General features: G+C 66.5%; 17 protein-coding genes and 1 pseudogene. 12 read left to right on the top strand and 6 right to left on the bottom strand.

From position 1 onward, the window contains the following. Positions 1–35 precede the first annotated feature (35 nt). From H623_RS22310 to H623_RS0104175, 3 genes are all read left to right on the top strand, one after another. Positions 36–482 carry a helix-turn-helix transcriptional regulator gene (locus H623_RS22310; protein ID WP_342664575.1) on the top strand — a complete coding sequence of 149 codons (447 nt, stop codon included), beginning with the start codon at positions 36–38 and terminating at the stop codon, positions 480–482. A gap of 27 nt (positions 483–509) precedes the next feature. Further along, entirely contained in the window at positions 510–1436 is a 927-nt protein-coding gene (locus H623_RS20855; RefSeq protein WP_022899694.1) for a ketopantoate reductase family protein, read from the top strand. An 803-nt stretch (positions 1437–2239) separates the two neighbouring features. Continuing rightward, a complete protein-coding gene (locus tag H623_RS0104175) occupies positions 2240–3094 on the top strand; it encodes a PHP domain-containing protein (protein WP_022899692.1) in 855 nt (284 codons plus the stop codon). A 67-nt stretch (positions 3095–3161) separates the two neighbouring features. On the opposite strand, the gene H623_RS0104170 is transcribed toward H623_RS0104175, so the two are convergent. Together H623_RS0104170 and H623_RS17675 are read right to left on the bottom strand one after the other, a co-directional pair. Beyond that, entirely contained in the window at positions 3162–3617 is a 456-nt protein-coding gene (locus H623_RS0104170) for a hypothetical protein (RefSeq protein WP_157560867.1), read from the bottom strand. 110 nt (positions 3618–3727) lie between these two features. Next, positions 3728–4579, bottom strand: a complete 852-nt coding sequence (locus tag H623_RS17675) for an ASCH domain-containing protein (protein WP_022899690.1) — start codon at positions 4577–4579, stop codon at positions 3728–3730. Positions 4580–4722: 143 nt separating this feature from the next. Between H623_RS17675 and H623_RS21355 the strand changes: the two are divergent. Continuing rightward, a pseudogene (locus H623_RS21355) lies at positions 4723–4818 on the top strand (RidA family protein); the annotation flags it as partial. A 42-nt stretch (positions 4819–4860) separates the two neighbouring features. Here the strand turns inward: H623_RS21355 and H623_RS0104155 are convergent. Then, a complete protein-coding gene (locus tag H623_RS0104155) occupies positions 4861–5757 on the bottom strand; it encodes a sigma-70 family RNA polymerase sigma factor (protein WP_022899689.1) in 897 nt (298 codons plus the stop codon). 75 nt (positions 5758–5832) lie between these two features. On the opposite strand from H623_RS0104155, the gene H623_RS17670 reads away from it, so the two are divergent. From H623_RS17670 to nadE, 3 genes are all read left to right on the top strand, one after another. After that, entirely contained in the window at positions 5833–6432 is a 600-nt protein-coding gene (locus H623_RS17670; protein ID WP_022899688.1) for a YceI family protein, read from the top strand. Further along, positions 6429–6863, top strand: coding sequence for a nuclear transport factor 2 family protein (locus H623_RS0104145; protein ID WP_022899687.1), 435 nt, complete (start codon positions 6429–6431; stop codon positions 6861–6863). The genes H623_RS17670 and H623_RS0104145 overlap by 4 nt, the downstream gene beginning before the upstream one ends. Before the next feature lie 71 nt (positions 6864–6934). Then, a complete protein-coding gene (nadE, locus tag H623_RS0104140; RefSeq protein ID WP_022899686.1) occupies positions 6935–7756 on the top strand; it encodes an ammonia-dependent NAD(+) synthetase in 822 nt (273 codons plus the stop codon). An 87-nt stretch (positions 7757–7843) separates the two neighbouring features. On the opposite strand, the gene H623_RS17665 is transcribed toward nadE, so the two are convergent. Next, a complete protein-coding gene (locus H623_RS17665; protein ID WP_022899685.1) occupies positions 7844–8608 on the bottom strand; it encodes a hypothetical protein in 765 nt (254 codons plus the stop codon). Positions 8609–8704: 96 nt separating this feature from the next. Then, complete coding sequence (locus tag H623_RS0104130; protein WP_022899684.1) at positions 8705–9712, bottom strand: aldo/keto reductase; 1008 nt, start codon at positions 9710–9712, stop codon at positions 8705–8707. A 261-nt stretch (positions 9713–9973) separates the two neighbouring features. Between H623_RS0104130 and H623_RS20850 the strand changes: the two genes are divergently transcribed. The 4 genes from H623_RS20850 (at position 9974) to H623_RS0104110 (ending at position 13536) form a co-directional block, all read left to right on the top strand. Beyond that, complete coding sequence (locus tag H623_RS20850; RefSeq protein WP_022899683.1) at positions 9974–10576, top strand: single-stranded DNA-binding protein; 603 nt, start codon at positions 9974–9976, stop codon at positions 10574–10576. A 176-nt stretch (positions 10577–10752) separates the two neighbouring features. After that, positions 10753–11205, top strand: a complete 453-nt coding sequence (locus H623_RS0104120; protein WP_051143076.1) for a DUF6993 domain-containing protein — start codon at positions 10753–10755, stop codon at positions 11203–11205. A gap of 66 nt (positions 11206–11271) precedes the next feature. Beyond that, a complete protein-coding gene (gene ettA / locus H623_RS0104115) occupies positions 11272–12954 on the top strand; it encodes an energy-dependent translational throttle protein EttA (RefSeq protein ID WP_022899681.1) in 1683 nt (560 codons plus the stop codon). Positions 12955–13038: 84 nt separating this feature from the next. Then, positions 13039–13536 (top strand): acyl-CoA thioesterase, encoded by a 498-nt coding sequence (locus H623_RS0104110; RefSeq protein ID WP_022899680.1) that lies wholly within the window; start codon positions 13039–13041, stop codon positions 13534–13536. A gap of 6 nt (positions 13537–13542) precedes the next feature. On the opposite strand, the gene H623_RS0104105 is transcribed toward H623_RS0104110, so the two are convergent. Continuing rightward, a complete protein-coding gene (locus H623_RS0104105) occupies positions 13543–14412 on the bottom strand; it encodes an acyl-CoA thioesterase (RefSeq protein ID WP_022899679.1) in 870 nt (289 codons plus the stop codon). Positions 14413–14499: 87 nt separating this feature from the next. On the opposite strand from H623_RS0104105, the gene H623_RS0104100 reads away from it, so the two are divergent. Continuing rightward, a complete protein-coding gene (locus tag H623_RS0104100) occupies positions 14500–15189 on the top strand; it encodes a DUF8185 domain-containing protein (protein ID WP_022899678.1) in 690 nt (229 codons plus the stop codon). Positions 15190–15217 lie beyond the last annotated feature (28 nt).

Genomic DNA, 15217 nt, shown 5'->3' with positions numbered 1-15217 from the left:
TGGGTCCGACCTGTCTCGTGGGTACGCTCGCTGATATGGGGTCGCGGTCGAGTGGGGCGGTTCGTGGCGCAGGCAGTTTGCTTGTGACGGATGCGCGGGTTTGGCCTGCCCCGGATGAGCCGGTCAGGGGTCCTGTCTCGATCCTGATCAGCGACGGGCTTATCACGCGGATTGGGGCGGACGTGGTCCCGCCCGCGGGCGTTCCGCGCCTGAGCGTCGCCGGGCGTGTGGTCACGGCGGGGTTCTGCAACCCCCGTCGTCTGATGGAAAACCTGATCCGCTCGGAACGCGAGGAGCGGGGATGGGCCCAGGCCGTACTCAGTGAACAACTCGGGGTGTCTCGACAAACGATCGTCGCCCTCGAAACAGGCAAGTACGACCCCTCCCTTCCATTGGCGTTCCGCGTCTCCCGTCTCTGTGACAGACCCATCGAAGAACTGTTCTTCCCCTCAGAGGACCTTCCAAAGGCTCGACCGTTGTAGAAGATCCGGCGGCGCTACCGTGGACAGATGCGGGTCGTCGTGGTGGGCGGGGGTGTGATCGGATCGATCTACGCCGCTCAGCTTGCCGCGGCCGGCGAAGACGTCGGTGTTCTGGCGCGCGGCCGGCGGCTTACCGAGTTGGCGAGCAACGGGCTACGCGTGCGGTCAGGCGAGCGCGTGCTGATGCCTCGCGTCGACCTGCTGCCTCCTTCGGCCGCTCTTCCCGAGACGGACCTTGTCATCGTCACGGTTCGCGCCGGTCAGCTCCGAGCCGTGCTCGAACTCCTCGAGGCCGCGCCGGACGCCACGGTGCTCTTTCTGCAGCACCTTGGTGGCGAAGCGTCGGAGGTTGTCGATCGTGTCGGTGCCGAGCGCGCCGTGCGGGCGTTCCCGGGTGTCGGAGGCCTGATTCACGACGACGGGACGGTCGAGTACGTCGGGATCGCAGCTCAGCCGACCACGATCGATGCCGGCGCACCCCGGGGCGCGCTGGTTCGCCGGCTGCTCGCCTCGACGGGCCTGCCTACCGTGATGGAGCGGGACATGGCCGGCTGGTACGCGACCCACGAGGTGCTCATCGCCTGCATGGGTGCGGGCATCCTCAGTTGCGGCGGTGACGCGGCGGCGCTCGCCGGCAACGCCTCTCGGCTGCGCTCGGTGGCGTCGGCGGTGCGCGAGGGCTTCGGAGCGCTGCAGGCGCACGGCGTCGGTGTCACGCCGAGCGCGCTCCGGATACTGTTCTCGTGGACGCCGCGCTGGTTCGCTACAGCTTATTGGCGGCGTGCCCTGCGCGGCCCCGTGGGCACGATCGCACTGGCGCCGCACTTCCGCGCCAGTGAACACGACGAGTTCCGCCTGCTCTGCGCGAACGTCATCCAACGCATGGGCACCTCGTCGGCGCCCACGCTACGCGGGCTGCTATCCCCGTACGCGAGGAGTGTCGCCCCGACCTAGGGTGTCCCCGTAGGGTTGGCGGCCACCCTGCTTCCGCCGTACCGCGGAGGACTGCGCACGATCGCAATCCAATCCATCACGACGCCCGCTCAGGGATCCCATATTGGTGCGTCCTGGAGGCACGCATGGCGCTGCGGCCTAGTTTCACCCTGGAGCTCGGCTGTGCCGGGTGCTCAGACCGTTCTCGGTTGCTGGCGCCGCGGGGTAAGCGTGAGGACGGCTCCACCGACCAGTAGCACCAACGACTCGACGGTTCCGGGCCAGCTGCCGGAATACGTCGTGATCGTTCCAGCACCGTCCGAACGCTTCCAATCGCACGCTCGACCGAGAGGCCAGAGTGCGGGATGACCGGTGACGATATCGGAGCGTTCGGAGACTTCTGCCAATGAAGAACTGGGGCCCTCGACCAAGCATTTGAAGGTTGCCCCCTTGTAGTTGGCCGCCACTAATTACCCTCCGGCGAGGAGCAGTCCGAGAAGCACTACTGCCAGGCCGAGCACAACGAACACGTGCTGCCCTTGCGGACTTGCATTGCCAGCCGATCCCATCCGGCCAGCCTACGGACGGCGATCGCCCGCATCATCATTGAGGTCGCGTCCAAAGAAGCGCTCCTCGCGATGAAACTGCGCGCCAACCGTCCGGGCGTTCCGCGCTCCACCGCATCGTCGGCTACAGCGGACATTCGCTGCAGTCCACGCTCGCGCCAGCATCCAGGTCGAGTAGACGACCAAGGCACACGAGCGCCATTTGGCAGGAAGGCACTCGTGACAGGATCGACGCGGAAGCGGTAGTAGCCTCGCCGAATGTTGAGCCTGACTGCCGATGCGCACGTTCATAGTGAGTGGTCCTGGGACTATGGGTCGGACCCCGAGTCGGTTGGCTCCATGGCGCGCATTTGCGAACGGGCCATCGAGATCGGACTCCCGGCCGTGATCTTCACGGAGCATCTCGATCTCGAGGACTCATGGCGCGCCGACTATGGCGATATCGGCGATACGGCGCAGAAGTACATGGACGGAGCCGGCCACGTCACTCTTCCTCCGTTCGATGCGGACGGATACCTGGCAGCCATCGAGCGTCTGCGACACGAGTATCAGCAGTTGCGCATTCTTACGGGCGTTGAGTTCGGCCAACCACATCTATGGGACTCGAAGGCCGCGGCCCTTTTCGCCGGTGGCGACTTCGAACGGATCAACGGGTCGCTGCATATGTTGCCCTTCGACCACGGTGATCGCACCGAGCCGACCACTCTGTACAAGTACCGCGCCGCGGATGAGGTCATGTGGGCATACCTCGAAGAGATTCCTCGCATGATTGCCGGTTCGGATTCTTTCGAGGTCTTCACGCACATCGACTACGCCGTGCGTTCGTGGCCCGCCGGGAGCGATGGGCCCTTTGACCCGCGACGCTTCGAGGAAGGGTTCCGCGCAGCGATGCGGGCACTCGCTGACACCGGCCGCGCGCTGGAGATGAATACGCGACGCCTGTGGCCGTGGATCCCTCAATGGTGGGCCGAAGAAGGCGGCCGAGCAGTCACCTTCGGCAGCGACACTCATGGACCCTATGGTCTTGCCGCGCACTTTCCTGAGGCGATGATGATGGTGGAGTCGTTCGGATTCCGCCCAGGAGCGCGTCCAGAGGACTTCTGGACTCGCTGACCATTCTGGCAAGCGTCCACAACCGGCGTGTGCCCATGCGTTGGTCCGCTTCCGCACTTCGATGTGCTCAGGAGGTGGAGTGGCGCAGGGTGACGCCCCATCGAGTCAACACCGCTCTATAGTCCTCAAGGGGACGGACGTGTTCGACGGCGCGTCGCTCGCAGTCCCATTGCACCACGCCGGCCGCGTGGAGTTGCGTCCACAGATCGATGACGTCATCCAGCGTGATCGGCACGGTTGGCGGAACAGGCCCCGGAGCCAGCGAGTCGGCTGCCGATCCGACAGTTGACTCGTGGCCTCCGTAAAAGACGATTGGGAAGCGAATCGTGCTCAGCTCTTCCAGTGCAACCTCCGGATGGCCGGCCACGTAATTTCGGTACTCCCAGATGGGAACGTCAGGTCTGTCGGGAGTAGCGCGGCCGGCTAGCCGGCCGCCCACGAGCTTCGCTGCCCCGGAATTCCCAGCCTCGAGCTGGTCGAGGATTACGCGCCGCTCACTCTCCGGCATCCCTTCAATATCCATACGCAGAGTCTGCCGCAGCCCCGGTGGCACGAACAGGCTCCGCCACTCCCAGACACGGTCGTCCTGGCCGGTGAGCGATCCTTTCGCAGGCGAACGGTTCTGCACGAGGGTCAGACCGCGAATGGTTCGACGTGGAAGTGCACCACATCCACGATGGAGTCGTCCCGGATATCCGGATAGTGGTCCCGAAGCCCGTTTCTGAGATCGCCGGCGACAGCACCACCTTCACGCTGTGCATCGGCGTCCGTGATCGCATCGAATCGCTTGGTCTCGATGAAGTCGACAACGCCGCGAAGACGCTTGTATTGGTCGTCGAACTCGAACACCAACCACGCCGGCCCTGGTGTGCAGGGGTCGTCGAATCGAGTGGTAGCAGTCTTCTGCCCGGTGGCAACGCTGTCGTAGTAGCGGGGGTTGAATCGGATGAACCGCTCGGGATCCGCGTCTGGGAAGTTGTAGCTGTACGGCAGCAGGCGCCGCACCGGTACCAGATCAGGATCGCCTGATGGGCTCGGAACAATGATCTGGCAGCCCGGCTGCTGATCGAGGAGCACTTGGCGGCACCGGCCGCATGGTGGGATGATGCCGCGGCCTCGATCGCCGACGGCGACCATCGTGGTCAATGGTCCCGCTCCTGCCGCCGCGGCGACTCCGAGCACGACCAACTCGGCGCACGGACCACCGGTGAAGTGGTAGTCGTTGACGGCCGTGAAGACGCGGCCAGTCGTGTCCATCGCCGCAGCCGCGACGGTATGGTTCGGGTCGCCGGTCAACAGCTCCAGCTGGCTCAGCGCAGCATCAAGGACGCGCTTTTCAGGCGGGTACAGCACGCAGTCACTCTGCCAGATCGGAGAAGGAACAGAGCGTCCGCCGGCCGATACCCGTGCATGCACGGCACCTCGGAGATGTGATTGAACGCGGTATCCGTCGCGGCGGTGGGTGACCGAGACGACTTCGATCATGAAGCACTCGTCGATGATGCGGTAGAGGATCCGGTACTCGCCCCGGCGAGCCGAGTACAGAGGCGCGACAGGCTCACGTAACGTCCCTGCCGAGCCTGTGCCGGTTCTCGCGCAACGCTCCCATGATCAGGCATGCCTTAGCCGATCATGAGGTGCCGAGCACGCTCCTCGGCGTCACCGTGCTCGGCTACGAGAATCAGCTCGTCGAGATCGAAGCGGTCGCGGCCGTCGCCACGTGACAGCACAATCGCGCGCAGCGCGATCCTTCCGCGGGCATGGTCTCACTTATGCGGTCGATTCGGCAGTCGCGCGGCCAGCCGCTCGAGCCTCCCCGGATCGGCGAGTATCTCGATTCCCGCAACGCGTTCGTCGTCGAAAGCGAATGACATCACGGCTCCGAGCCGGCCGTCGAGCCAGACGAGCACACCGGCGGCGTCGTTGACGACCGCGGGTACGAGCGTCGCGCCCGACTGGTGGAACCGTCTCGCGTGAGCGATCACTCCGGCGGGTCCCGTCAGGTTCACGGATGCCTCGGGCAGGCGATCGCCGCCGTCCGAGCGCAGAACCACGTCGGGGGAGAGCAAGGCGACCAGGTCGTTGAAGCGACCGGCGCGGGAAGCGGCGAAGAAGGCATCCACGATCTGTCGCTGGCGGCGCAAGCCTGCGCCGGCGGTTCCGCGATCAGCGCCCTGCACGCGTCGCCTCGCGCGACTCGCCAGCTGACGTGCAGCCGCCGGGGTACGTTCGACCATCGGCGCGATGTCGTCGAACGGCACATCGAACATGTCGTGCAGAACGAAGGCGATCCGTTCGGCCGGGCTGAGCGTGTCCAGCACGACCTGCAGCGCGAGACCGATGGAATCGGCAAGCACTGCCTCGTCCTCCGGCCCGGTCGTTCCCACGCTACCCACCATGGGGTCGGGCACGTACGTGTCGAGCGGGTTCTCGCGTCGGCTGCGACGGGCGCGCAGCATGTTGAGGCTCACGCGTGCCACGATCGTGGTCAGCCAGGCCGACAGGTTCTCCACATCGTCCGCGCCCGCCCGGCTCAGCCGCAGCCATGCCTCTTGCACCGCGTCATCGGCGTCCGTCATGGAACCGAGCACTCGATACGCGACCGCACGCAGCCGCGGTCTGTCCCGCTCGAAAGCCGTCGTCAACCATTCCGGATCAGCCATCGGTCACACTCCTCGCTTCTGCCGTGTCGTCTCAGATGACACCCGAATCGCGGGTGATGTGACAGGAGAGCGACCATGCGGGCTAGTTCCAACGTAACGACTTCCTCGGCCTCGACCCCGGCGCCAGAGGGCGCAACCGGCATCCACGGAGCCGGCACGCGCCTTCCCCGTGCGATTCCGCTCGAGCAGGTCAAGGGCGACTGGATGCTCGATCCCTCGGCCTCGAGCATCCGCTTCTCCAGTGCGGTGCTCGGCGGTCTCGCAACAGTGCGCGGGCGGTTCACGGACTTCGACGGCAGCGGTTCCGTGGCGGGGAGCGGTGAGGTGACGGGCGTGGTGAGGGTGCGGACGGCATCCGTCGACACCGGCTCACGGCGCCGCGACGCGCATCTGCGGTCGGCGTCGTTCCTGGATGCCCGTCACGAGCCGGTCGCACGCTTCGAGCTGCGCGAGACACGCCCCGGCGATCCGGCGGAGGTGATCGGACAGCTGACGATCCGCGACGCCGCCCGGGTCGTCTCGTTGGCGGCCACCGCACCGATCGCGGAAAATGGACGGATCATCGTCGATGCGCACGCAACGCTCCGCCGCGACGACTTCGGAATGCGCTGGAACGTGCTCGGGGCGGTCCCCGAGCGGTTCGAGCTGGACGTGCACGCGGTGTTCGTGCGATGAGCACGCTTCAGGAGATCGCCGATCGCGTCGAGATTGCCGCGCTTCAGGCCGAGTACACCGATGCGGTGATGATGCGTGACTTCGACCGACTCGCGGGCCTCTTCACATTCGATGCGGTCATCAGCATCCCTGATGCCGGAATCGAGCTCGCGGGCCGGGAACGGATCCGATCGGCCTCCCAGCAGCTTCAGGCGCGCTGGGCGTTCTTCGTGCAGAACACCCATGCCGGGTACGTAAGGGTGGACGAAGACTCGGCGAGCGGGCGTGCCTACGTCGTGGAGTTCGGCGACATCGACGGCGGTTCCGAACTGAACTACTCCATCTACCACGATCGCTATCGGCGCACGAGCGAGGGGTGGAGGTTCGTGGAGCGCGTCTACGAGGTGAGGTATCGCGACACGACCGCGTTGACGGGCGTCGCTGTGCCATGATGACGGCCGCGGCAGCGGGGGCGAGCGATGACGTTGCACGCCGGAAACACGGCGGGCATAGGGTGCCATCTATGCGCGAACTTCAGGCGGAGATCATCCGCGACCTCAACGTGAGACCCGTCATCGATCCGGCCGCAGAGATCGAGGCGCGCGTCGGGTTCCTCGTGGACTATGCGCGGGCATCTGGCGCGCGCGGTTTCGTGCTCGGCATCAGCGGAGGACAGGATTCGTCCCTCGCGGGCAGGCTGTGCCAACTCGCGACAGAGCGCTTGCAGACGGACGGACTGAGCGCCGAGTTCGTCGCCGTGCGTCTGCCCTATGCGGTGCAGGCGGACGAGGACGACGCCCAGCTCGCGCTCAGCTTCATCCGGCCGCAAAGGGTCGTGACGTTCAACGTGCAGCCCGGCGTGGGCGGAATCACCACCGAGTTCGAGCGGGCAGCGGGAGAGCCGATCCGCGACTTCGTCAAGGGGAACGTGAAGGCCAGGATGCGCATGGTTGCCCAGTACGCGCTCGCCGGACAGAGCGGACTGCTCGTCGTCGGCACCGACCACGCCGCCGAGGCCGTGACGGGGTTCTTCACCAAGTTCGGCGACGGCGGAGCCGACCTCACTCCGCTTTCCGGCCTGACCAAGGGGCAGGGCCGTCGGCTGCTCGAGCAGTTGGATGCCCCGCAGCGGCTCTATGAGAAGGTCCCCACTGCCGATCTGCTCGACGATGCCCCGGGCCAGACCGACGAGGACAATCTGGGCATCTCGTACCGAGACATCGATGCGTACCTGGAAGGCGGTGAGGTCTCGGATGCCGTCGCCGACGCCATCGAGACGAAGTACCTCGCGACGCGGCACAAGCGGCACCTGCCGGCGACGCCGCACGATGACTGGTGGCGTTGACGCGGAGGAACCGGAGTTCTGAAGAAGAGGTGAAGGGCCGTCGCGCGAAGCGACGGCCCTTCACCCTTTCGGATCGCGGTCGGGCGATCAGTCCGATTCGAGCCCTGTCGCCCGACGCGCCGTGAACGCGGCAACCGGTTCTCCCGCGTTCGGCGTGGGCAGGTCCTTGGCATCGAGTGCCACCGTGTCGGCGCTCACCGATCGGGACGCGGCCGGCACGGCGCGCGTGGGAGCGGTGTCGGCCGCCGGCGTGGTCGCGTCAGCGCCAGGTGCGGCCTTGGGCGCAGTGAAGCGGTCGTGATGCTGGCGGGCGACCCAGGCATCCTGCTCCTCGCTCGCCGACTCCGCCTTGGTGGTGCGTTCGAAGCGCCAGCGTTCCAGGTCTTCGAGGAACAGACGGCGTGAGCGACGCGGCTTGTTCTGCCACTCGACCAGGCGGTCGCGGAACTCGATGATCGCCGGCTCCAGGCTGTACCCGTAGGTCGCCGAATTGCGCTTCAGGTCGGCCAGCTGGTGCGAAGCCCAGTCGGCGGCGATCGCTGCGGACTTGACCGGCAGCAGGCGCACCATGATGTCGGCCTGGCCGACGGATCGATCGGAGAGGACCTGCTCACCCGGGGTCAGCGAGTTCCAGACGGATGCCTCGACGGCGGCATCCACGAGGGCTGCGACGGCGGCGGCCTTCTGCTCGCGCTCGGCGCGCGAGAGCAGACCGCGGATCGCGCCTCGCGCGATCCATGCCGACAACAGACCGGCGACGATGATGGCCACGAGCAGAACGACGCCGGCGAAGATCACCGGCTGGGCGTCCTGCGACGTGAGCCACTCCCAGAAATCATTCCACCACTGCATAGCGGCGACAGTACCGGCCGCAGTGGTGAACGCCGCGAAGGCGTGCCGGGCGACGTCGAACCGATCTGCCGGCTCGATTCATCGGCGACGCGAGTGCTAGCTCCGGCCCGTCCCGTCGACCGCGAGCGGCTCGATCGCAGCGATCTCCTCGGCGGTCAGCGCCGGTGCGTGCACGGCCTGGATGTTCTGCTCCAGTTGCGAGACGCTCGACGCACCGATGAGAGCGCTCGTGACCTGCTTCTGCCGCAGCACCCAGGTGAGCGCGAGCTGGGCGAGTGATTGTCCCCGTCCTGCGGCGATCTCGTTGAGTGCCCTTGCACGATCCAGATACTCGTCGGTGATGTTCTCCGGATGCAGGAAGACGCTGGTCGCCGCGCGTGAGTCGCTCGGGACATCCCCCTTCAGATATCGATCGGTGAGCAGCCCCTGCTGCAGCGGGGAGAACACGATCGCTCCGACGCCGAGGTCGCCGAGCGTGTCCAAGAGGCCGTTCTCGACGTGCCGGTTGAACATGGAGTAGCTCGGTTGATGGATGAGGAGGGGCACACCCTCCGCGGCGAGCGCGGCCGCCGCCGCGCGGGTCTGCTCAGGGCTGTAGTTCGAGATGCCGGCGTAGAGGGCTTTGCCTTGACGCACCGCATCCGCGAGCGCGCCCATCGTCTCCTCGACCGGGGTCGCCGGATCGGGCCGATGCGAGTAATAGATGTCGACGTACTCGAGACCGAGACGCCGCAGCGAGGCGTCCAGCGACGAGCGAAGGTACTTGCGCGAACCCCATTCGCCGTAGGGGCCGGCGTGCATGCGATAGCCCGCCTTCGTCGAGACGATGATCTCGTCGCGGTGCGGTGCAAGATCGTCGCTCAGGATGCGGCCGAACGTGACCTCGGCGGATCCGGGCGGCGGACCGTAGTTGTTGGCGAGGTCGAAGTGCGTGACTCCGAGGTCGAAAGCCCGGCGCACGATGGCACGCTGCGTTTCGTAGGAGCGGCCATCGCCGAAGTTGTGCCAGAACCCTAGCGAGACCTCGGGAAGCAGGAGGCCGCTGTCCCCGGTGCGGCGGTAGTTCATGGAGTCATAACGGTCTGCGGCGGCTTCGTAAGGCATTCCCGCATCGTATTGGTCCGCCCCCGGCGGCGCCGGGCGGAGTCGTCCGAGTTTCGGATCCGCGGTGTCCGCTCCGCGCAGGACTGATCCGGGCTCGTCTCTGCGTCCCCGGCTCTCCGGCGGCCCGAGTTGTGAACAGATTGGCCTTACCGTGCCCGGCGAGCTCGGCCGAGAGCGACAGTGGGTCGAAGCAGAAGACGCGCCGGGGCGCGCGACACACGAGCGAATACCTCACTATTCGAACCCGAAGGAGAACCCGAAATGCCCGACAGCATGTTCGTCACCGGAGTAGTCGGTACGCCGCCGGTGACCACGACCACACGGAACGGTATGACCCGGTTGCAGTTCCGGCTCGGCTCGAGCCAGCGCAAGTACAACAAAGAGGCCGGCGCCTTCGAGTATGGCGAGACCAACTGGTACACCGTCGTCGCCTTCCGACGGCTCGCCGAGAACACGGCGCAGTCCATCACGAAGGGCGACCGTGTGGTCGTGGCGGGAAAGCTCAGGATCGACGAGTGGGAACGAGAAGGGCAGAGGACGCACACGGTCGAGCTGATCGCCGATGCGATCGGCCACGATCTGATGTTCGGTACCGACACGTTCGTTCGCTCGGCGTCGGGGTCGGCGGCCTCGCACGCAGAACCGTCCGCGACGGGGGTCGGGGCGGATGTCGGCGGCCCCGCATCGGCGGGAATGGAATCGACCGCGGTGGACTCCGACGGCTGGACGCTTCCGGGAGCCGGCAGTGATGACGGGACCCGCGCCGGTGCGACCGGCACCGCCTCAGATCTGGCGGACGATGCCGACGAAGTCGAGGCGGCCGTCACGGAGCTCGAATTCGCGGGAGCGGAACCGCCGTTCTGATCAGTCTGCTGATGGTTCGCGGTGCTGGCGGGCGCGTACGGCGTCCTGGCACGGTCACCCCCTAGAATTCTTCACGCTGCGCGCGAATCGCGGGTGGCGATGGAGGGGAGAGGCGGCCCGTGGACGATCACGCGCGACATCGTGGTTCACGCGCGGTCGTAGGCTTCGCATGCGGCATGCTCGCTTTCGCTGTCAGCTGCGGTCTCACGGCGTGCAGCGGGGCGAGCCCCGCGCCGTCCCCATCGTCCGCCGCGACGGCTACGGGAACGTCGACGTCGACGTCAACGCCCACGCCTGTTCCCACGTTCGACCCGAAGGGTACGGCGAGCCAGAATCGCGGTTTCTTCGACCACATCAACGAGAGCACGATCGCGGCCAACCCGTCGCCGTCGGCCGAGCAATTCGTCAACGCACTCGCGGCGGCCGGGTTCGACAAATCTGCGATGCAGATGACAGCAGACACGACAACGGTGAACCTCAAGCCGGGCTCGGTGCAGTTCTCGGTGCTCATCAACGGCGGATGCCTGATCGGCCAGTTCGGCCAGGACATCGGCGGGTATCACAGCATGGTGGCCTCCGTGCTTAGCACCGGAAAATGCCTGATCGGCGACACTGTCCCGATCAAGTGAACCGCTTCGGCCCGGCCGCTCGCCGATGGCCGAGACCACTCCGCCGGCGCCCATAGACTGGATCGCATGGCCGAATATATCTACTCGATGGTCCGCGCCCGAAAGGCGGTGGGCGACAAGCTCATCCTCGACGACGTCACGATGGCGTTCCTGCCGGGAGCGAAGATCGGTGTGGTCGGCCCGAACGGCGCCGGTAAGTCCACCATCTTGAAGATCATGGCGGGGATCGACCAGCCGTCCAACGGCGAGGCGAAGCTGACCCCGGGATACAGCGTCGGCATCCTGATGCAGGAGCCAGAGCTCGATGAGACGAAGACGGTCCTCGAGAACGTGCAGGAGGGTCTCGGCGCGATCAAGGGCAAGGTCGATCGTTTCAACGAGATCTCCGCGGCGATGGCCGAGCCGGACGCCGACTTCGACTCCCTCCTGGCTGAGATGGGAACTCTGCAGGAGGAGATCGACGCTGCCGACGCATGGGACCTCGACTCGCAGCTGGAGCAGGCGATGGATGCCCTGCGTTGCCCGCCGTCCGACACTCCGGTCTCCGTGCTCTCCGGTGGTGAGAAGCGCCGCGTCGCTCTGTGCAAACTGTTGCTGCAGAAGCCGGACCTCCTGCTCCTCGACGAACCGACGAACCACCTCGACGCCGAGAGCGTTCTGTGGTTGGAGCAGCACTTGCAGAAGTACCACGGTGCCGTGCTCGCCGTGACCCACGACCGGTACTTCCTCGATCACGTCGCGGAGTGGATCGCCGAGGTCGACCGCGGCCACCTCTACCCGTATGAGGGCAACTACTCGACCTACCTGGAGAAGAAGCGCGAGCGCCTGCAGGTGCAGGGCAAGAAGGATGCGAAGCTCGCCAAGCGCCTCGCGGACGAGCTCGACTGGGTGCGCAGCGGCGTCAAGGGTCGACAGGCGAAGTCGAAGGCGCGCCTCGCCCGGTATGAGGAGATGGCAGCGGAGGCGGAGCGCACGCGCAAGCTCGACTTCGAGGAGATCCAGATTCCGCCGGGGCCGCGCCTGGGCCAGGTCGTGATCGAGGCGAAGAGCCTTGAGAAGGGCTTCGGCGACCGCAAGCTCATCGACGGACTGAGCTTCACGCTGCCGCGCAACGGCATCGTCGGCGTGATCGGGCCGAACGGCGTCGGCAAGACCACACTCTTCAAGACGATCGTCGGTCTCGAACCGCTCGACGGAGGAGACCTGAAGGTCGGCGAGACCGTCGAGATCTCGTACGTCGACCAGACGCGCGGCGGTATCGATCCCAACAAGTCGCTCTGGGAGGTCGTCTCCGACGGACTCGACTACATCCAGGTCGGCAAGACCGAGGTGCCGAGCCGCGCCTACGTCTCGACATTCGGTTTCAAGGGACCTGACCAGCAGAAGAAGGCCGGCGTGCTCTCCGGCGGTGAGCGCAACCGTCTGAACCTCGCGCTCACGCTCAAGCAGGGCGGAAACCTGCTTCTGCTCGACGAGCCGACCAACGACCTCGACGTCGAGACGCTCTCCAGCCTCGAGAACGCCCTGCTGGAGTTCCCCGGCTGTGCAGTGGTGATCACGCACGACAGGTGGTTCCTCGACCGCATCGCCACGCACATCCTGGCGTATGAGGGCACCGACGAGGAACCTGCGAACTGGTACTGGTTCGAGGGGAACTTCGAGGCGTACGAGCAGAACAAGATCGAGCGCCTCGGCCCCGATGCGGCGAAGCCGCACCGCTCCGCCTACCGCAAGCTCACCCGCGACTGAGGCGAGAGCAATGAGAGCTTGCTCGCATTGCCGAGCCGATGGAGTCGGATCGAGGGTGAAGCGCGAACACCCGGGACTGACACGATGAGACTGAACGTTCCGATCCGGCTTCGCTGGAGCGATCTGGATGCCTACGGGCACGTGAACAACGCCGAGATGCTGCGCCTGCTCGAAGAGGCTCGCATCCTGGCGCTGTGGGCGCCCGACGAGGCGGCTGCTCGGGTGGATTCTGGCGAGGCGATCGGCGCCTCGACGGCTGTGCTCGACAGCCGGCCCGGGGCGGACACCCTGAGCCTGATGGCGCATCAGGAGATCGAGTACCTGGTGCCGATCCCGTACCAGCGGCAGCCTCTGAACGTGCAGCTGTGGGTGTCCGGCCTCGGCGGGGCGAGCATGGACCTCTGCTACGAGGTGCGTTCGCCTGCAGGCGTGCAGCCGGAGGTGGTGTACGCCCGTGCGGCGACGACACTCGTGCTCGTCGATCGGGAGAGCGGCCGGCCGCGGCGCATCAACGAGCGCGAGCGTGCCGCTTGGTCGCCCTATGTCGAACCCGCGATCCAGTTCCACCGGCGAGGGCGGTAGCGCTTCTCAGATTCCGGGCAGGCGGAACATGCCCTCCTGCGCCACATTCGCCACGAGCAGGCCCTGACGGTTGAAGATCCGGCCGAGGGAAAGACCGCGGCCGCCGGTCGCGCTGGGGGACTCCTGCACGTACAGCAGCCAGTCGTCCACCCGGCTGAACCGATGCCACCACATGGCGTGATCCAGGCTCGCCATCTTCAGACCCGGCGTCGACCAGGTGAAACCGTGCCGGCGCAGCACGGGCTCCAGGATGGAGTAGTCGCTCGCGTACGCGAGCGCCGCACGGTGCAGGTCGGGATCGTCCGGAAGCTCGCGGAGTGTCTTGAACCAGACGGCCTGATGCGCCACGTGCGCGCCCTCGACGGTGAGATATACCGGCGACGGGATGTGCCGGAGGTCGAAGGGCCGTGCGGTGCGCCAGAACGTGCTCGCCGGGTGATCGAGGCCCTCCAAGAGGGAGGCGTCACTCGGAACATCGTCGGGATCCGGAAGATCCGAGGGCATCTCGATCTGGTGGTCTATCCCGGTGTCGGGAGCCTGGAACGAGGCGATCATCGACAGGATGGGCAGCCCGTTCTGATACGCCTGGGTGCGCCGGGTCGAGAACGACCGGCCGTCGTGGATGCGGTCCACCGAGAACGTGATCTGCTGCGTCACGTCGCCCGGTCGCAGGAAGTATCCGTGCATGGAGTGCACGGCTCTTCCCTCCGGCATCGTCCGCATCGCCGCCACAAGAGACTGCGCGAGAACCTGGCCTCCGAAGACGCGACCGTGCGGCATCCACTGGCTGGGTCCGGTGAAGATGTCTTCGTTGGTCCGCGCGCCGGTGTCGCTGAGGTCGAGGGCGGCCAGCAGGCCGTCGAGCGGGTCTGTCATGGTGTCTCACGATCGTCAATCGGCGCGGTGCCGCGGCGTGCGCAGCGCGACCACTGAGACGGCCGCATTCGGTAGTTTAGACAGCACATGGATGACTTCTTCTCCCTGGTCGACGGGCTGGCCGTTTCCGATCTCCAGGTGTATCTGTCGCGTGCCGGCCGCGTCGAAGACGGCTCGGTTCGTCTCATTGCAGGATCCGGAGTGTTGGCCGCCTACACCGCGGTGCTGTATCCCCGTGGACTGCTCGATCGGATTCCGACCGTTCTCGGCCTTCGCACGTTCGTCACCGACTCCCAGGCGTCGTTCGATGTGGTCGTTCCGACCCGGTCACTGCTGGATCGGCTCGCCAGGGCCGCCGAGACCGGCCGCGAGGCTCCAGACGAGGCGAGGCCTGTCCAGATCCGGCTCCCGCTCCAGGTCAGCACCGTCACCTGGGCGGGGATCACCCCGCCGCGCGGTGGGTGGCGCCGCGTGGGCGAGACGAGCGCGTCGGTGCTTTCCCGCGTCGCGTCCGACGGCATCGCCGAAGTCGCGGAAGCGATCCCGGGGGAGATCGGCGAACTCGTGGTGCTGCGGGTCCGGGCAGAGGTGTGGGGCAGGCCCATTCCCGAACTGGAATATGTCGCGGCCGGCGCCGCGTTCGCAGCCGAGTCTCTCGGCTTTCTCGCCGACCCGGAGGAGACCGTCGGCGTCTTCGAGACCGGGCCGTGGACGCGGCTGACCTCGCGTCGCGGGCACGTGCTGCTGAAGCGTCCCGCCTGGTCGTTGCGCGGCTGAGGCGCGTCGTTCGGTCCGCACGCTCGAC

This window comes from Humibacter albus DSM 18994, from assembly GCF_000421825.1.
Lineage (GTDB): Bacteria > Actinomycetota > Actinomycetes > Actinomycetales > Microbacteriaceae > Humibacter > Humibacter albus.
Note: the sequence above shows the minus strand (reverse complement) of the source record. Positions and strands in the feature narration are given on the sequence as shown.